The sequence below is a fragment of the Flavobacterium sp. FlaQc-30 genome (assembly GCF_044005885.1).
In the GTDB taxonomy this organism is placed as follows: Bacteria; Bacteroidota; Bacteroidia; order Flavobacteriales; family Flavobacteriaceae; genus Flavobacterium.
The window spans coordinates 782,591-801,477 of record NZ_JBIPCO010000001.1; the positions used below are offsets into that span (position 1 = coordinate 782,591).

At 34.5% G+C, this 18,887-nt stretch carries 15 protein-coding genes; 9 read left to right on the forward strand and 6 right to left on the reverse strand.

The genetic code is table 11. The annotated features are described in order from the left end of the window. Positions 1-7 precede the first annotated feature (7 nt). The 3 genes from ACHRV0_RS03405 to ACHRV0_RS03415 all read right to left on the reverse strand — a co-directional run bounded on the left by ACHRV0_RS03405 (position 8) and on the right by ACHRV0_RS03415 (position 3,097). Entirely contained in the window at positions 8-661 is a 654-nt protein-coding gene (locus tag ACHRV0_RS03405; RefSeq protein ID WP_395410395.1) for a metal-dependent transcriptional regulator, read from the reverse strand. Between the two features lie 100 nt (positions 662-761). Then, positions 762-2,630 (reverse strand): Nramp family divalent metal transporter, encoded by a 1,869-nt coding sequence (locus ACHRV0_RS03410; protein ID WP_129022680.1) that lies wholly within the window; start codon positions 2,628-2,630, stop codon positions 762-764. 74 nt (positions 2,631-2,704) lie between these two features. Continuing rightward, positions 2,705-3,097, reverse strand: coding sequence for a Fur family transcriptional regulator (locus ACHRV0_RS03415; protein ID WP_395439905.1), 393 nt, complete (start codon positions 3,095-3,097; stop codon positions 2,705-2,707). A gap of 94 nt (positions 3,098-3,191) precedes the next feature. Between ACHRV0_RS03415 and ACHRV0_RS03420 the strand changes: the two genes are divergently transcribed. The 7 genes from ACHRV0_RS03420 (at position 3,192) to ACHRV0_RS03450 (ending at position 10,347) form a co-directional block, all read left to right on the forward strand. Continuing rightward, positions 3,192-3,545 (forward strand): MerC domain-containing protein, encoded by a 354-nt coding sequence (locus ACHRV0_RS03420; RefSeq protein WP_129022678.1) that lies wholly within the window; start codon positions 3,192-3,194, stop codon positions 3,543-3,545. Between the two features lie 12 nt (positions 3,546-3,557). Next, a complete protein-coding gene (locus ACHRV0_RS03425) occupies positions 3,558-4,463 on the forward strand; it encodes an NAD(P)/FAD-dependent oxidoreductase (protein ID WP_395439906.1) in 906 nt (301 codons plus the stop codon). Between the two features lie 324 nt (positions 4,464-4,787). Beyond that, entirely contained in the window at positions 4,788-7,049 is a 2,262-nt protein-coding gene (locus ACHRV0_RS03430) for a TonB-dependent receptor domain-containing protein (protein ID WP_395439907.1), read from the forward strand. Between the two features lie 214 nt (positions 7,050-7,263). Next, positions 7,264-7,728, forward strand: a complete 465-nt coding sequence (locus tag ACHRV0_RS03435) for a thioredoxin family protein (protein ID WP_395439908.1) — start codon at positions 7,264-7,266, stop codon at positions 7,726-7,728. 18 nt (positions 7,729-7,746) lie between these two features. Beyond that, on the forward strand, positions 7,747-8,931 hold the full coding sequence (locus ACHRV0_RS03440) for a lycopene cyclase family protein (protein ID WP_395439909.1): 1,185 nt from the start codon (positions 7,747-7,749) through the stop codon (positions 8,929-8,931). A 3-nt stretch (positions 8,932-8,934) separates the two neighbouring features. Beyond that, the gene (locus ACHRV0_RS03445) at positions 8,935-9,732 is read left to right on the forward strand and encodes a tetratricopeptide repeat protein (RefSeq protein WP_395439910.1); all 798 of its coding nucleotides are present in this window, start codon (positions 8,935-8,937) and stop codon (positions 9,730-9,732) included. A 204-nt stretch (positions 9,733-9,936) separates the two neighbouring features. Then, positions 9,937-10,347 (forward strand): BrxA/BrxB family bacilliredoxin, encoded by a 411-nt coding sequence (locus tag ACHRV0_RS03450; RefSeq protein WP_089053444.1) that lies wholly within the window; start codon positions 9,937-9,939, stop codon positions 10,345-10,347. A 133-nt stretch (positions 10,348-10,480) separates the two neighbouring features. On the opposite strand, the gene ACHRV0_RS03455 is transcribed toward ACHRV0_RS03450, so the two are convergent. The 3 genes from ACHRV0_RS03455 to ACHRV0_RS03465 are packed head-to-tail and all read right to left on the reverse strand — an operon-like array spanning position 10,481 to position 16,178. Beyond that, complete coding sequence (locus ACHRV0_RS03455; RefSeq protein WP_395439911.1) at positions 10,481-11,848, reverse strand: efflux transporter outer membrane subunit; 1,368 nt, start codon at positions 11,846-11,848, stop codon at positions 10,481-10,483. Further along, entirely contained in the window at positions 11,841-15,014 is a 3,174-nt protein-coding gene (locus tag ACHRV0_RS03460) for an efflux RND transporter permease subunit (RefSeq protein WP_395439912.1), read from the reverse strand. The genes ACHRV0_RS03455 and ACHRV0_RS03460 overlap by 8 nt, the downstream gene beginning before the upstream one ends. Before the next feature lie 18 nt (positions 15,015-15,032). Continuing rightward, the gene (locus ACHRV0_RS03465; protein WP_395439913.1) at positions 15,033-16,178 is read right to left on the reverse strand and encodes an efflux RND transporter periplasmic adaptor subunit; all 1,146 of its coding nucleotides are present in this window, start codon (positions 16,176-16,178) and stop codon (positions 15,033-15,035) included. A gap of 319 nt (positions 16,179-16,497) precedes the next feature. On the opposite strand from ACHRV0_RS03465, the gene ACHRV0_RS03470 reads away from it, so the two are divergent. Both ACHRV0_RS03470 and tnpA read left to right on the forward strand, forming a co-directional pair. Next, the gene (locus tag ACHRV0_RS03470; protein ID WP_395439914.1) at positions 16,498-17,856 is read left to right on the forward strand and encodes a rhodanese-related sulfurtransferase; all 1,359 of its coding nucleotides are present in this window, start codon (positions 16,498-16,500) and stop codon (positions 17,854-17,856) included. Between the two features lie 25 nt (positions 17,857-17,881). After that, positions 17,882-18,313, forward strand: coding sequence for an IS200/IS605 family transposase (tnpA, locus tag ACHRV0_RS03475; protein ID WP_395439915.1), 432 nt, complete (start codon positions 17,882-17,884; stop codon positions 18,311-18,313). The last annotated feature ends 574 nt before the right edge of the window (positions 18,314-18,887 follow it).

Here is an 18,887-nt window from a genome sequence, read left to right on the forward strand (position 1 = left end):
AGATAATCTACACTAATTTCACAAATAAGTTAGAAGCAATTTTGTTCGAAATAGACAATTCCTTGTTGTCAACCTTTATTTTAACCGATAAATCAAAAGATTCTTTAGAAAGAAATTCTATTTTAGAACCTAGAGCAATTCCTTGCTTGTCCAGATACTTCAAGAATTCTGATGAAGTATCTTTTACCCCAACGCAAATGCCTGTTTGATTTTCGGATAATTCAGAAAGCAGTTGTTTCTCTATTTTAATAATTCGGCCATTTGCATCTGGAATGGGATCTCCGTGTGGATCTTCAGTCGGATTTCCAAGAAAATCATCCAAACGATTTATTAGCTGCTCAGATTTTATGTGTTCTAATTGTTCTGCAATATCATGAACCTCATCCCAGCTGAAATTTAGTTTTTCAACAAGAAAAACCTCCCATAAGCGATGCTTTCTAACAATCATTTTTGCCGCCAGTTTTCCATTTTCAGTTAACGAAACACCTTGATATTTTTTATAGTTAACCAAATCTTTCTCGGCTAACTTTTTAAGCATATCGGTAACAGATGAAGCTTTAGTTTCCATCATTTCGGCAATAGCATTCGTGCTCACCTCAGTTTCAAGAGAAGCTGTAAGGTGATATATAGATTTAAGGTAGTTTTCTTCTGAAAAAGTCATTTTTTTGAGGTTCTAAGGTTCTAAGAGGCTAAGGTTCTAAGTTTTCTTTTGTGGCTTTTATAAAACCTTAGAATCTTAGAGCCTCAGTATCTCAGTACCTTTATTTAACAATCAACAAAGGTATCGAAATTTTATGTCTGAGTTTGTCTACTGTAGTGCCAAAAAGAATATCTTTTAATCCGGTGTGGCCGTGAGTTCCCATAACTAAAACATCAAAATTTCCTTGATTAACAATATTTGGAATCACAGTGTTAGGTTTTCCAAAACCAAGTTCAGTTTCGATTTTAAACCCTTTCTGCGAAAGCATATCTTTATATTCCAGCAATAATTTTCCGTCTATAGTAGTTTCATGGTCGGCAATATTTCCTCCGTACATTAGCGCTCCTACCGTTTCAACAATATGAATTAAAGTGTACTGAGCATTAATTCCGCCCAGTTCAAACGCATTGTTAAGCGCCGCTTCATCAGCCTTAGAAAAATCAACAGAAATTGCTATGTTTTTCTTGTTGTAGATTTCTTTTTGAACATATTGTAATTTAAGATGGTGTGGAGAGTGATTCTCAATGTTTGATTTTGCTCTGGCAATAAATGGTTTTACAATGATATAAAGTAACAAAGCTAGAAAACCAAAAGCAAGCGGAACAACCGTAAACCATATTATTGCGGGATGCTCTGAAGTTGCAAGCCAAGTAGTTATTTCGTCATAAACCAATTTAGCATTTAATGAAACAATGATCGCAGCAATGATCCAAGAAACGGCTTGAGTAGTTTTAGAGATATGAAAACCATTCATTTTAGATTTATCACTCACAAAATGAATTAAAGGAATAATAGCAAAGCCAAGCTGAAGACTTAAAATTACCTGACTCAAGATTAACAATTTTCCCGTAACACTTTCGCCATAAATTGATATAACAATTAACGCGGGAACAATTGCAATTAAACGAGTTAGAATACGACGAACCCAAGGCTGAATACGCAAATGCAAATAACCTTCCATTACAATTTGTCCGGCAAGAGTTCCCGTTACAGTAGAACTTTGTCCTGCAGCAATAAGGGCAACAGCAAATAAAATTGGAGCCCATTTTGTTCCTAATAGTGGTTCTAGAAATTGATGCGCGTCTTGTATTTCAGCAACCTCAAACATTCCGTTTTTATGAAAAGTTGCAGCTGCAAGAATTAAAATTGCGGCGTTTACGAAGAAAGCTAAATTTAAGGCAATCGTAGAATCGATTAAATTGTATTTTAAAGCTTGTTTTATACCTGCTGGACTTCGGTCAAATTTTCTAGTTTGTACTAAAGAAGAATGCAGATATAAATTGTGCGGCATTACAGTCGCTCCAATAATTCCGATCGCGATGTATAAAGCTGCCGAATTTGGAATTGATGGAATAAGGCCCGCAAGGATTTTAGGAACTTCAGGTTGTGCAAAAATCATTTCAAAAATGAAAGAAAGACCAATAATTGCGACCAAAACAATTATAAAGGCCTCCATTTTTCGAATTCCTTTATTTATTAAGAATAAGAGAAGAAAAGTATCTAATACCGTTATTAAAACACCTTCGAAAAGTGGAATTCCAAACAATAAATTAATTCCAATCGCCATTCCTAGAACTTCTGCAAGATCGCAGGCGGCAATGGCAATTTCTGCCAGAAAATATAAAATGTAATTAATGAATTTTGAATAGGTTTCTCTTGAAGCCTGCGCAAGATCGCGCTGCGTTACAATTCCTAAACGCGCACTTAAGCTTTGAAGCAGCAAAGCCATTAAGTTACTCATTAATAAAACCCAGACTAAAGTGTAACCAAATTGACTTCCGCCGGCGATATCCGTTGCCCAGTTTCCTGGATCCATATATCCAACACTTACTAGATATGCGGGGCCTAGAAAGGCTAATATTTTTCTGAATCCTGTTTTTTTATGCTCTGTAGCAACCGATTGGTTTACCTCTTCTAAAGATTTGGTCATTTTAAAAGTATTGTTTTAACAAATATAGGGATAAATTATATTCGTATAACAATATTTTTAGGCGAGTCTAAATATTAGTTGTTAGAATTTAAACAATTTGGACATAATCCTGATAATGTAAAATTTATCTCGTTTACTTTATAATTATGCGGCATAATATAACTTGGCTTTACATTTTCGAGGCAGGTAATCTCATGACAGTTTTCACAGCTAAAATGGGCATGATTATGTATATGCACACGTTGATGCGAATGATTGCATTTTGCATATTTTACTGTGCCGTCTAGATTTGAAATTTTATGAATAACATCATCGTTAACCAGACGGTCTAAAATTCTATAAGTAGTGACACGATCGCATATCTCGTTCAATTGTTTTTGAATTTCGGTATGAGACAGAGCTGTTTTAGATTTCTCAAAAATCTCTAAAACGGCCGTCTTTGCTGTAGTATTGCGTGTGGTTTTCATTCTGTTTATAAATTAAAAAATTAACGCAACAATGTTGCAATTGATTTTAATGTGTATATTTGCAACAAAATTGCATTAAGCAAAAATACAAGAAATGAAGAAAACAACAACATCCTTTTACGATATTTTAGGAATTTCGAGTGCAACTATTTGCCTGGTTCATTGTTTAATTTTTCCACTCTTAACCATTTTGCCTTTAGGCTTAAGTCACAATCCAATTATCGATTTATTATTTGCTTCAATAGGTTTATTTGCCATCTTCAAAATTATTAAAAAATCTGCTCTTTTAGTCTCAACAATTCTAGTTGTTTCAATGATGTTGATCTGGATAAGCATTTTAAGCGAGCTGGTGTTAGACATACATTCAGATTTAATTTATTTGGGAGGCATCGGAATGATTATCGGGCATTTGATCAATTACAAATTACACAAAAAACAAAATCATTAAAAAAGCATTGTTATGAAACAGAAAAATTTTGATGTAATTATCGTTGGCGGCAGTTATAGCGGTTTGTCAGCGGCAATGAGTTTGGGGCGCGCTCTGCGTCAGGTTTTGGTTATCGATAATGGTTTGCCTTGTAACAGGCAGACACCTTATTCTCATAATTTTATTACGCAGGACGGTGAAAAACCGGCTGTTATTTCGGCGAAAGCCAAATTGCAGGTTGATCTTTATAAAACGATTCATTTTTATAATGGACTTGCGGTAGGAGCGGTTAAGAGAGAAAACGGATTTGAAATTTCAACAGAATCTAGTGAAGTTTTCAGCGCTAGAAAAGTCTTGTTTGCAACTGGCGTTAAAGATTTACTTCCTGAAATTAAAGGTTTTGCAGATTGCTGGGGAATTTCAGTTTTGCATTGTCCGTATTGTCATGGTTATGAAGTTAAGAACGAAAAAACAGCAATTATTGCTAATGGTGAAATGGCTTTTGAATATGCAAAGCTGATTTCAAATTGGACAAAAGATCTTAGATTATGTACGAACGGAAAATCAACTTTGACTTTAGATCAAATTGATGCTTTAAAAAAACACGGAATTATCCTATTTGAGGATGAAATTGAAGCTTTTGAGCATACAAATGGATATGTGGAATATATTGTCTTCAAAAATGGTAAAAAAACGGCTGTAAAGGCTGTGTATGCGAAACCGCCTTTAGAACAACATTGTTCATTGCCCGTAACATTAGGTTGTGATTTAAACGAGCAAGGTTTGCTAAAAGTAGATGCAATGCAAAAAACAAATATTGCCGGTATTTATGCAAGTGGAGATTGCACGACTCAAATGCGATCTGTCTCAATAGCAGTTTCTACAGGATCGTTTGCCGCAGCTGTGATTAATAAAGAACTTATTGATGAGGATTTTTGATGTTAAATTAGATAGGTTTTTAAAAGCTGTCGGCTTTGTAAAATGGAGCGTTTAGATTTTTTCATAGCCACTAGTTTCAGCTAGGGGAATACGATTTGTATTCAAAAGGGCTTTAGCCAAATTTTAATTATGTTTAAAGTCTTTGTTTGTATCATTCATGAAAGATCCAGATAAAGCTTGACTTTATTGAGTTTATTTTGTTTTAGATCTTTAAAAAAAATAAAAATCTAACACATTGAATTCAATCCGTTTAAAATTATTTTAAACAGAAACAATATTTGTCAAATTTAATTTTTAGTTTTGTCTAAATTTAATTTTACCACGATGAAAAATTCAATTTGGATATTGATATTATTTAATTTACACTTTTCTTTTGCACAAGAAACTACAAAAGTATCGGGTTTTATATCTGGAGAAGGAAGGAAAATACAAGCCGCAAATGTTCATTTATTTGGTTCAAAGCAAAAAACGGTTACGGACAGTTTAGGGTTTTATGCTTTTGATAATGTTGCTTTTGGGAATTACACCATTCAGGTTTCTCAAATGGGATTTCAGACCCTGAAAAAGAAAATAGAAGTAACTAAAGATTCTATTCAATCTTATGATTTTGAATTGACCGATAACGAGAATCAGCTTAATGAAGTAGTAGTTTCTGGGACTTTAAAAGCCGTAAAGCGATTAGAAAGTGCTGTTCCAGTTGAGGTTTATTCGCCCGTTTTCTTCAAGAAAAACCCAACACCAAGTATTTACGATGCACTTCAAAATGTAAATGGCGTTCGTCCTCAGCTCAATTGCGGCGTTTGCAACACGGGTGATATTCATATAAACGGTTTGGAAGGGCCTTATACTTTGGTTTTGATTGATGGAATGCCAATTGTAAGCAGTCTTTCGACAGTTTATGGTTTGTCAGGAATACCAAATTCGCTGGTCGAGAGAATTGAAATTGTAAAAGGTCCCGCTTCTTCTCTTTACGGAAGTGAGGCGGTTGGCGGATTAATTAATATTATCACTAAAAATCCAACAAATGCACCAATGTTTTCTGCAGATTATTTTACAACAACTTATTTTGAGAATAATCTTGATTTGGGAATGAAATTTAATGTTGGAAAAAAAGCAACTTCACTTTTAGGAATTAATTACTTCAATTATGATCAGGTTATCGATAAAGACAAGGATAATTTTACAGATGTCACGCTTTCTGATCGTATTTCAGTTTTTAATAAATGGAGTTTTCGTCGAAATAATAATCGTTTGTTTACCATTGCAGCACGCGGAATGTATGAAGATCGCTGGGGTGGAGATGTAAGATGGGAGAAAAAATATCGAGGCGGCGACGAAATTTATGGCGAAAGTATTTATACAAAAAGAGGAGAGTTGATAGGAAGTTATCAATTACCGTTTGAAGAGAAATTAATGCTTTCTTTCTCTGGAAACGTGCATTATCAGGACAGTCGTTACGGAACAACTTCGTATATAGCAAATCAAAAAATTGGTTTTCTGCAATTGACTTGGGATAAAAAAATAGGAAGAAATGATTTCCTTGCCGGAATTGCCACTCGATATTCTTATTATGATGATAACACTACGGCAACAAAAGAAGCTGAAAGTACTTGGCTGCCTGGAATTTTTGTTCAGGATGAAATTACAATTTCTCCCAAAAGCCAAATTTTGTTAGGAGCGCGCTATGATTATAACTCCATTCATGGTTCGATTTTTACGCCAAGATTTGCTTATCGCCTAAAAGCAAATGAAAATACTATTTTTAGATTGAATGCTGGAACAGGATTTAGAGTTGTGAATTTATTTACCGAAGATCACGCAGCACTTACAGGTTCTCGAGATGTTGTAATTCAGAATGATTTGAAACCAGAAAAATCTGTAAATGTTAATTTGAATTATATTCAGAAAATTAATTTCGGAAATGGAACATTTATGGGTATTGAAACGACTGCTTTTTATACACGATTCAGCAATAAAATAATTTCAGATTACGAGACTGATCCAAACAAAATTATTTATGATAATATTGATGGATATGCTTTAAGTCAAGGAATCAGCACTAATGTTGATGTGAATTTTACCAATGGATTGAAATTTATTCTCGGCGCGACTTTTTTGGATAATAAAAATGTTGAAGATGGAATTGCTTCACGCCCTTTTTTAACAGAAAACTTTACGGGAACTTGGAGTATTTCGTATAAAATTGAACCTTGGAATTTGTTATTAGATTATACAGGAAATGTTTACAGCCCAATGAAACTGCCTTTGCTGAACGAATATGATCCAAGAAATCCAAACTCGCCTTGGTACAGTATTCAAAATATTCAGTTTACGTATACAGGATGGAAAAATTTTGAACTTTATGGCGGCGTAAAAAATCTGCTTAATTTTACTCCAATGCGGAATAATCCGTTTTTGATTTCGAGAGCAAACGATCCTTTCGATAAAAATGTACAATATGATTCGGCTGGAAAAGTATTGGTTACGCCTGATAATCCATACGGTTTAACTTTTGATACCACTTATGTTTACGGGCAAAACCAAACTATTCGTGGTTTTATAGGATTACGATATATTTTGAGATAATTTTATAAGCCATAGGATTTTGCAGGTTAAATAGATTCTTCAGGGAATAAATTATACACGTTTATAAATTAAAATAATGCCAATTCATAATTGAACTGGACTGAAGTCCAGCTCTACAAAATATTTCGTTCCATTGGAACTTAAAGAGCCATGGGCTCGATTCCTATTGTAGGGCTGGACTTCAGTCCAGTTTAGTAATAAAAATCAAAATAATATGAAAAAGCTATTGCTATTAATAATCTTCTTCGGAATTTCTTCATCAGGATTTAGCCAATTGAAAAGCCAAACTTTTGAAGAAGTGGATAGTTTACAGCAAATTCAAAAACGGAAAATCATCGTTTTCATTCATACCGATTGGTGTCAGTTTTGCCAAAGAATGAAAGCGACAACTTTCAAGAATAAAGAAATCATTGAAACATTGAATTCAAATTTCTATTTCATTGATTTTAATGCCGAAGAGAAACGTAATATTGCTTTTAACAATCAGATATTTAAATACAAACCTTCAGGAAATAATGTTGGCGTTCATGAACTGGCTTTGCAGCTTGGAACAATTAACAACCAAATTGTATATCCGGTTTTATGCGTTTTGAATGAGAATTATGAAATCATTCTTCAGTACAACAACTATTTAAGTCCAAAAGATTTTAAACTTCTTTTAGAAAAATTGGAAGAATAAAATTTCTTATTTTTGAGAATGAATTCTTCGCAAATCAAACACTTCGATTACATTTTTACGGGAACTGGGCTGGCTGCTTTAATGACAGTTTACAAAATGATTTTAGCTGAAAAATTTTTAGATAAATCTATTTTGCTGTTAGATCAAGATTCAAAGAAAAGAAACGACAGAACTTGGTGTTTTTGGGAAAAGGAAGATTCAATTTGGAATCCCGTTATTTCAAAAAAATGGGATTTGGCTTTGTTTGCCAATCAAGATTTTAAACGTGATTTAGATCTTAGCCCTTATACATATAATAAAATCAATGGATTAGATTTTTATAATTTCGTTTTTGAAATTATTTCAAATCAGCCAAATGTTACTTTTTCGAACGAGAAAGTTACGGATATAAACGAACTCGAAACTCATGTTTTTGTGGGTACAGAAGAAAATCGATATACCTGTAATCATTTGTTCAACAGTATTTACACTAAGGCTTTCGCTGAAAGTCAAAACAAATACCCAGTTTTACAACAGCATTTTGTGGGTTGGTTTGTGAAAACTGAAACTGAAATTTTTAATTCCGAAAAAGTCACTTTTATGGATTTTTCGGTTGAACAAAAAGGGAATACTCGATTTATGTATGTTTTGCCGACTTCTACAACTGAAGCTTTGGTTGAATATACTTTGTTTTCAGAAAAAAGGCTTTCTACAGAAGAATACGAAAGTGAAATTCAAGTTTATTTGGAAAAACTCGGAATTCAGAAATATGAAATTAAAGAAAAAGAGCAGGGAAGTATCCCGATGACTTGTTATCCTTTTTGGAAGAAAAACACAAAAAGGGTTTTAAACATTGGAACTGCCGGCGGATGGACAAAAGCAAGTACAGGCTATACCTTTAAAAATTCGGATAAAAAATCTTCGGAATTAGTTGATTTTCTTCAAAATGAGAATTTCGAAATGAAAGATTTTTACAAGAGAAGCCGATTTTGGTTTTATGATTTACTGTTATTGGATATTTTGTATCGTCATAATGAATTAGGAAGTTCTATTTTTTCTTCTTTATTTAGAAAAGGAAATCCTCAATTGATTTTTAAGTTCTTAGACGAAGAAACGAGTTTTTGGGAAGATGTTAAAGTTATTTTAAAGTGTCCAAAAATCCCATTTATTAAAGCGTTATTTAGGGTGATTTTTCTCTCAAATAAAATTAACCAAAACCAATAACCTTTGAAAAATATTACTTTAGGAATTTCTTTCTTTTTTACCCTTTTATCATTCGGACAAGTTTCTACAAATAAAGCGCATGATGCTATTGTGGAGGAGTTTTTAACCAATTGCGCCGAAAAACACAATTATGTTTTCGAAATGGCTGAATGGCAGGACTGCCTTGATCAGGGATTAAAAAAAGACAGTACTGTTGCCTATCTCTGGCAGCAAAAAGCAATGCCGTATTTTAAGTGTAAAAAATATGAAGTTGGAATGCAATATTTAAATAAAGCTGTTTATTATAATAAAGATCGCTGGCTGTCTTATCGTGCTTTTATGAAATGCATTTTTTCGCGTGAATATAAAGAAGCTATTATTGATTTTGATGAAGCAATAAAATTATACGGAAACAGCTATGTTATGGATCATTCGTTTAATTTTTATAAAGGGCTTTGTTATCTTCAGTTGAACGAATACGAAAAGGCAGAAAAGCTTTTTGATGATTATGTAAATGATATTTATAAAAACAGACAACAACTAGAACATGCTACGGCTTATTTTTATCAGGGAATTGCAAAGTATGAACTTAAAAAATGGGATGAAGCAATTGCTATTTTTGACAAAGCTCTAAAAATCTATCCTGAATTCTCAGATGCTAAATATTACAAAGCAATTTGCTCGCTGAAACAAGGTAAACCAAGAGAAGAAGTTGTGGCTTTGGTAGGAATTGCTAGAGAGGATGCGGCGAAAGGATTTTCGATTAATGAAGACAATACTATTTATGAAACTTATCCGTACCAAAAGAAATTCACTAAATAAGATTATGCCATTGTAATCAAGTTAATTATGCGTTTTATTTTAAAAAGAGGTTATTTTTCAATTTGGTTTTGACTTTTGATTTAAGACTTTACAATTTTTGACTAAATCGATCGAACTATAACAAAACTTTATACTTCAAATTAAGTAGTTGCGAGTAAACTTTGTAACTTTGCAATTCAAAAGTAAAATTTAAAAATAAAAAATATGTATCCAGAAGAAATGGTAAAACCAATGCAAGCTGAATTAACTGCTGCAGGTTTTCAAGATTTACATAGTGCTGAGGCTGTAGATAATGCTATCAAAGCTGAAGGTACCACTTTAGTTGTTGTAAACTCTGTTTGTGGTTGTGCTGCAAGAAATGCACGTCCGGGAGCAAAAATGAGTTTAGAAGGTGCTAAAAAACCAGATCATCTTATTACAGTTTTTGCTGGTGTAGACAAAGAAGCTGTTGATGCTGCAAGACAACATATGTTCCCATTTCCTCCATCATCGCCATCTATGGCTTTGTTCAAAAACGGAGAATTGGTTCACATGTTAGAGCGTCACCACATTGAAGGTCGTCCAGCTGAAATGATCGCTGAGAATTTGCAAGATGCATTTAATGAGTTTTGTTAATTCGTTAGGTTCAAAGTAGCAAAGGCACAGAGGGACAAAGATTAAAAAAAAGCACTATGAAAATAGTGCTTTTTTGTTTTTTAGAGTATGTTAAGAAATCTTTGAACCTTTGTCACTCTGAACCTTTGCGCCTTTATAAGCTCCATCCCCCGCCAAGTGCTTTATACAACTCCACCATCGAGCTTAATTGTCTTTCAGATAATTGTGCTAAGCTTAATTGAGCATTAAACAAATTAGTTTCTACATCTAAAACTTCTAGGTAAGAAACGTAGCCGCTGTCGTATCTTTCTCGAGAAAGATTAAAGTTTATTAAAGCCGCTTTAACCTGTCTGTTGCGGGCTTCCCATTCTTCTTTGTAGGTTTTGATGTTTTGAATAGATTGTTCTACTTCGGTAACGGCAGAAATATAGGTTTTTTGATAGGAAAATTTGAGCTCTTCGGCCTGTTGTCTATATATCTCAACTCTTCGTTTGTTTCTTCCAAAAGCAAATATTGGTCCGGCAATTCCAGCTGATGCATTCTGAACGTAGGAACTTCCTAAAAATAAATTGCTTAAATCGGCACTTGCAAATCCTGCAATTGCGGCAAGGTTTAGAGAAGGAAAACGCATGGCCTGAGCCGTTCCAATTCTTTCATTTGAAGCTTTGTACTTTAATTCTGCAGCTTTTACATCAGGTCTGTTTTCTAATAAAGAAGAAGGAATTGATAATGGTATTTCATTTACAACTCGCAGTTCAGTGTTAGATTTTCCTCGCGGAATTTCAGATGGAAGCTGACCTGTAAGAAGAGAAATAACATTTTCTTGATAGGTAATCTGCCTTTTGATATTAGGAATAGCGGCTTGCGCTATGGCAACCTGCTGTTCAATTTGAACTTTATCAACCTCAGAGATATAACCGCTTTCAAATCTTTTGCTTATAATCTCATAGTACTTTTCTCTAGTAGAAAGAGTATGTTTTGCAATTTCCAATTGATCGTCAAAGTTTCGCATCTGAAAATAAGCTGTGGCAATACTGCTTACAATATCAGACAAAACAACTTTTCGAGCTTCTTCTGTCGCAAGAAGTTCATTTTGTACAGCATTATTTTCATGGCGGTATCTTCCCCAAAAATCAATTTCCCATGACATACTGGCGCCGACATTCGATGGTGTTAAGTTTTTCTCATTGCTGTTTATGGTTGCTCCATATTGAAATGAAGGCAATAAATTTGTTTTAGAATAACCTAATTCTGCTCTAAGCTGATCAATTCTGGCGACTGCAATTTTTAAATCATAATTATTTTGAAGTCCTTTTGTAATCAAATCTTTTAAAACATCATCATTAAATAGATCAAACCATTTTAAGTTGGTTACAGAAGCCAGTGTATCTAAATTTCTCTCGTTTTTATAAGAATCTGACTTTAGCTGTTCTGGTTTAGTATATTTTGGTCCCACCATACAGCCCACCGGTAGTAGTGAAAGTATAAATATAACTACGATTATTTTGTATTTCTTAATCATGGTCTGTAGTTTTTGAGTCCATATTATTTTCAGATGTTACGATCTCATCATCTTTCTTTTTACCGATGTTTTCAATCATTACAAATAAGCCGGGTACAATTAACACACCTAAAACGGTAGCGATTAACATACCGCTGAATACTGCCATTCCCATTACAATTCGAGCCTGAGAACCTGCTCCTGTTGCGGTTAACAGCGGAACAACTCCAAGAATAAAAGCAAAGGCGGTCATTAAAATTGGTCGAAAACGAAGTTTTGCTGCTACCATTGCTGATTCATAAAGCGGTTTTCCTTTTTCATATTCTTCTTTGGCAAACTCGACAATAAGAATGGCATTTTTGGCGACTAATCCAATTAACAGTACTAGTCCAATTTGAGCAAAAACGTTGTTGACATATGCATCACTTCCAATTCTTGCTAAAAGCAGCCCTAAAAATGCACCAAAAACGGCAAAAGGAGCACCAAGTAAAACACTAAAAGGCAGTTTCCAGCTTTCGTACTGTGCGGCTAGAATTAGAAATACAAAAACTAATGCCATTATAAATACGGAACTTCCGCCGGGAGAATGTTTTTCTTGATAGGAAAGGTTGATGTAATCGTAGCCCATGTCTGAAGGCAGAGTTTGTTTGGCAACTTCCTCTAAAGCTTGTAAGGCTTGGGCACTACTGTAACCGTCATTAGGGCTTCCTCCAATTTCGGCAGATCTAAATAGATTTAGACGATTGGTGAAATCGGGCCCCATAACTTTTGTTGCTGTAACTAATGTAGATATTGGCAGCATATCGCCATCATTATTCTTGATATAAATTAAATTCAAATCTTCTGGTTTTACTCTATTTACAGCTTCACCTTGTATGAAAACCTTATATTGACGCCCAAAACGATTAAAGTCATTTACATAACTTCCTCCTAAAAATGCTCCTAAAGCTTCTGTAACTTTCGAGACGGGTACGCCTAGTTTCATGGCTTTGTCATTATCAATATCAAGTTTAATTTGCGGAGAACCAGCATTAAAGGTGGTGTAAATACGTTTTATTTCAGGGCGCTGCTGAGCTGCCGCTATAAAAGCCTGAGTTTGCTCGGCTAAATATTGTGGCGTGTTACCACCTTTATCCTGCAGCATTAAACTAAAACCGGCAGACGCGCCAAGACCTTGAATTGCCGGAGGACCAAATCCGAATACAGAAGCAGTCGTTATTTGAGTTGCAAATTTTTTGTTTATTCTGTCAACAAATTGTTTAGAGGTTTCTTCTCTTTCTTCCCAAGGTTTTAATGAAATGAAAACAAATGCACTATTAGGCTGGTAAGAATTCGTAAGCATACTAAACCCGTTTATGGTAGTATAGGACAGTATTGATTTTTCTTCTTTTAAAAAACTATCCACTTTTCTTGATACTTCATCAGTGCGTTGCAATGAAGATGCGGGCGGTAAAGACATATTGACCAATACATAACCTTGATCTTCTTCAGGAATGAATCCCAACGGAATTTTTTTGCCTAGTAATACAACCGCAGTTAGAATAACTGCCAGTAATACAACAATTCGCATTGATTTTTTGGCAAAAAAAGTGGCTCCTTTTATGTATCTGCCCGTTACTTTTTCGAAAATTCTATTAAATCCAGTAAAAAACTTAGCTAACCAGCCTGTTTGTTCTTCGATTGGTTTAGTTGGTTTCAACAGCATGGCACATAAAGCGGGACTTAAAGATAAGGCACTAAATGCAGAGAATGCTACAGAGACGGCAATGGTTATGGCAAACTGCTGATAAAAACGACCTGTAATTCCTGGAGTCATTGCAACAGGTACAAATACAGCAATCAAAATTAAGGCAATTGCAATTACAGGGCCAGATACTTCACGCATTGCTTGGATTGTTGCTTCTCGCGGACTTTTTCCTTTTTCGATATGATGAATTACGGCTTCTACAACAACAATGGCATCATCGACTACGATACCAATAGCTAATACTAATCCTAAAAGCGAAAGTGTATTTATAGAGAATCCTAATAATGGGAAAACGGCAATTGTGCCTATTAAAGAAACTGGAACCGTGATTAATGGAATTAATGTTGCACGCCAGTTTTGAAGGAAAATAAAAACGACCAAAATTACCAGTATAATCGCTTCAAAAAGGGTATGAACAATGTCATCAACTCCCGCTGTAATGGCAAGAGTAGTATCTAATGATTCTTGATATTCTATGTCTTTTGGGAATTTTTCAGACAAGTCTTTCATGGTGCTTTTGGCTAGTTTAGCCACTTCGAGAGCATTACTGCCCGGCATTTGATAAACTGCCATTACCGCACTTGGAGAGCTGTTACGACGAGCAGAAGAACTATAATTTTCAGTTCCTAATTCAATTCTTGAGATGTCACTTAGTAAAACCTGAGCACCATCTTTTTTACTTCGAACAACAATTTCTCCAAATTGTTTTTCAGTAACTAAACGATCCTGCAATGTAACACCATAAGTAAACTCGGTTCCGGGCGGTGCAGGCTCAGCTCCAAATTTTCCTCCCGGGCTAATCATGTTTTGAGCATTCAATGCATTTTTGACATCATCAACAGTAACGCCTAGTTTGCTCATTACATCTGCTTTTAGCCAAATACGCATTGAATAATCACTTCCTCCAAAGAGTGAAACTTCTCCAACACCCTTTATACGTGCCAATTGATCTACAATATTGATACTGGCATAATTATTTAAAAATTTAGCATCATATTTTGGATTGTTTGATGTTACTGTAAACAACATCATTGGGAATGAAAGTGACTTTTTTACCACAACACCTTGTTGTTTTACACTTGAAGGCATAAAAGGCGAAGATTGATTCTGCCTGTTTTGCGTAAGCATATTGGCATTGTCCAAATTGGTTCCTACATCAAAAGTTACCTCAATGGTACAAGCTCCATCAGAAGTATTGGTAGATTTCATGTATAACATATTTTCTACACCATTTACCTTTTGTTCAATTGGTGTAGCAACAGCTTGTTCAACATTCAATGCATTAGCTCCTGTAAAACTTGTAGTAATTTTTACAACAGGCGGATTGATGTCAGGGTATTGTGAAATAGGCGTTTTTTGTAGTGCCAGTAATCCAAGTATTACAATAATAATACTTATTACAATAGCAACAATTGGTCTGCGAACGAAAAATTCTCCCATAATACTGTGTTGTATAAATTATTTAGCTGCTCCAGCCCCAGTCTGACCTAATTCCCATTGCACTATTTTTGGTGTAATAACACTTCCATTTTTTAATAATGAAGTGCCTCCCATGGCAATCTTATCTCCAGGTTTTAAACCATCTTCAATAACATAACCATCTTTTACTGATGGACCCGGTTTTACAATCTGCATATTGACTTTATTGTCTTTTCCAAGAACATACACTTGATAAATCCCTTGTACTTCTATTACTGCTCGCTGCGGAATCACGATTGCATTTTTGCGAACATCTGTAAGTAAACCAATTTTTACATATTGTCCCGGACGCAGTAATTTATCAGGGTTTGCAAATGAAGCTTCAAATGTTATGGCACCAGTAGAAGGATCAATTTGTCTGTCGGCAAAACTAACTCGACCTGTTTCAGGGTACGTTGATCCGTCTGATAATTTTAGAGAAACTACTGCGCCAGATCCTTTTAAGGGAGAATCGGGTTTACTAAATTCTCTAAAAAGACGCAGAAATTCCTGTTCGCTCATTGTAAATCGGACTCTAACATCACCTAGATCAGAAATTGTATTTAAAACAGATGCCGCACCAGGTCTCACATAATCGCCCACTCTTACTTTAGATATTCCAATTAAACCTGAAATTGGAGCTAGAATTTGGCAGTAACCCAATTCAATTTTTGAATTTTCTAAAGAAGCTTGTGATGCTTTAATTTGAGCTTGAGAAGCACTATTGGCAGATTTTGCCGAAATTAATTCTCTCTGACTAACAGCATTTATTTTAGCTAAAGGAGCAATCATATCTAAGTCGGCCTTGGTTTTTGCCAAACGTGCTTGCGATTCTGCCAATGTTCCTTCGGCTTCGGCAACTTTTGCTTTATATGGTAACGGATCAATGCTGTACAATAACTGACCTTTGGTTACAAAACCTCCTTCTTTAAAATTTAAGCTTGTAATAATGCCATCGACTCGCGGATTTATTTGAATATCTGATTGCCCGTAAGTTTGTCCAGTGTATTCAGATTCAACTTTTACATCCTGATTCAAAACTGTAAGGATTGAGATTTCTAATGGTTTTGGCGCTGGCGGAGTTTCTTTTTTGCAGGCTGAAAGAAAGAAAAGGGGTAGAATTGCCGAGAGGTAAATTTTGTTCATTTTTAATTTATATTAAGATGCATTAATATTCAACTAACTAAAAACCAATTAAGTCCATAGCTAAGTTAACATTTTTTTAATAAAAAAATGAAAAAAGTATATTTCATTTTATCTCACTTTGTAAAGACTGTATTTATTTGATAATCAGTAATTACGGTGGTTTTGATGAATGGTAAAGATAAAATGTACGAATTGAACCAATTCTTTAATCAAAAAAAACAGATAAAATGTTAATAGAATTTTTAATCTGAAAATAAACCTTATTTTTGCAGCAGATTTTAAAAATCACATATATTCTTAACTTAAAACTGTTTATAGCATGCAACTGTACAACACTTTGAGCGCAGAAGAAAGAGCCATCATGATCGATGATGCAGGTAAACAACGTCTTACGTTGTCTTTCTATGCGTATGCAAAAATTGAAGATCCCAAAAAATTTCGCGATGATTTATTTCTAGCCTGGAACGCACTCGATGCTTTAGGTCGAATTTATGTTGCTAATGAAGGAATTAATGCTCAAATGAGTATTCCTGAAGAAAATTTGGAAGCTTTTAGAGCAACTCTTGAAGTTTATGATTTCATGAAAGGCATTCGTTTAAATGAAGCTGTAGAACATGATGACCATTCCTTTTTAAAATTAACCATTAAAGTTCGTCATAAAATCGTTGCCGACGGTTTAAATGATGATACTTTTGATGTTACCAATATAGGCGTTCACTTGAAAGCCAAAGAATTCAACGAGATTTTAGATGATCCAAACACAATTGTTGTTGATTTTAGAAATCACTACGAAAGTGAAGTAGGACATTTTAAAAACGCCATTACTCCAGACGTTGAAACTTTTAGAGAAAGTCTGCCAATAATCAACGATCAACTTCAGAACCATAAAGAAGATAAAAATCTGGTAATGTATTGTACCGGAGGAATTCGTTGCGAAAAAGCAAGTGCTTATTTTAAACACCAAGGTTTTAAAAATGTATTTCAATTAGAAGGCGGAATTATCAATTATGCTAAACAAATTGAAGCTGAAGGTTTAGAAAGCAAATTCATTGGAAAAAACTTTGTATTTGATAATCGTCTTGGAGAAAGAATTACAGATGATATTATCTCACAATGCCACCAATGCGGAAAACCTTGCGATAATCACACAAACTGCGAAAATGACGGCTGTCATTTATTGTTTATTCAATGTGACGATTGTAAAGCCGCAATGGAAAACTGTTGTTCTACAGAATGTTTAGAGATTATTCATATGCCTTTAGTAGACCAAGTTCGTTTAAGAACTGGAAAACAAGTTGGAAACAAAGTGTTTAGAAAAGGAAAATCAGAAAATCTAAAATTCAAACATTCAGGTGAACTGCCAAACTCAGCTTTGGGTGCCGCAGAAAAACCAGTTGATATTCGCCAGAAAGTAAAAGTAAAAAAAGTACTTCTTGGAAAAGCAGAACATTATTATGTTAAAGCACAAGTAGGACAATTTACTATTGAAAACCAAGAGTTAAACAGCGGAGATAAAATCTTAATTTCGGGGCCAACAACAGGTAATCAGGAAATGATTTTAGAAAAGCTGATTGTTGATGGGGCAGAAACTGCAACAGCTAAAATTGGTGATAAAGTTACTTTTGAAGTTCCTTTTAGAATTAGATTGTCAGATAAATTGTATAAAATTGTAAATTAGCATAAATTTTTATGCTAATTTATTTATGTCGCAATCGTTTACCAAATTATGGGTTCATGTCATTTGGGCAACCAAAAATCGTCAGGAATTAATTGATTATTCAATTGAGAAACAACTGTACGATTTCATTTGGCTAGAGTTAACTGAACTTGGATGCCCAGTTAGAATCATTAACGGAATGCCAGATCATATACATGTTTTATTTTTACAAAATCCACAAAAAACAATCTCAGACATTGTAAAGCAAATAAAAGGAAGTTCTTCTCATTTTATAAATAGAGGAGAATTTATCCTTGAAAAATTTGCTTGGCAGACTGGCTTTGCAGCCTTTTCTGTAAGTGAATCACAGTTAGATGTTGTTTACAATTACATTAAAAATCAAAAGCAACATCATCTTAAGAAAAATGGGAAAGATGAATTTGATGAGTTTGTAAAACTGCATGGACTGGGGGAATAAATGATTGCTTGGCTTAATTAGCGATGCGTTTCCCGTGGTTTCAACCACGGGCCGAATTTCCTCAACGATTATGCATTTTGTAGGATTGAATCTAATGCGTTCCCGTGGTTAAAACCACAGGCTATATTTGAAAAAACATGCGCAAAGAAAAACATAACTTGCGGTTTCAACCTCATGGACTCAATGAATTTCCTCAACGATCATGCATTTTGTAGGATCGAATCTGATGCGTTCCCCGTGGTTTCAACCACGGGCTATATTGACAAACAATACGTAAAGAAAAACATAGCCTGCGGTTTCAACCGCATGGACACAACGAATTTCCTCAACGATTATCCATTTTGTAGGATTGAATCCGATACGTTTCCCGTGGTTAAAACCACGGGCTATATTTGAAAAAACATGCGCAAAGAAAAACATAACTTGCGGTTTCAACCGCATGGACTCAATGAATTTCCTCAACGATCATGCATTTTGTAGGATTGAATCCGATGCGTTCTCGTGGTTAAAACCACGGGCTATATTGACAAACAATACGTAAAGAAAACATAGCCTGCGGTTTCAACCGCAGGAA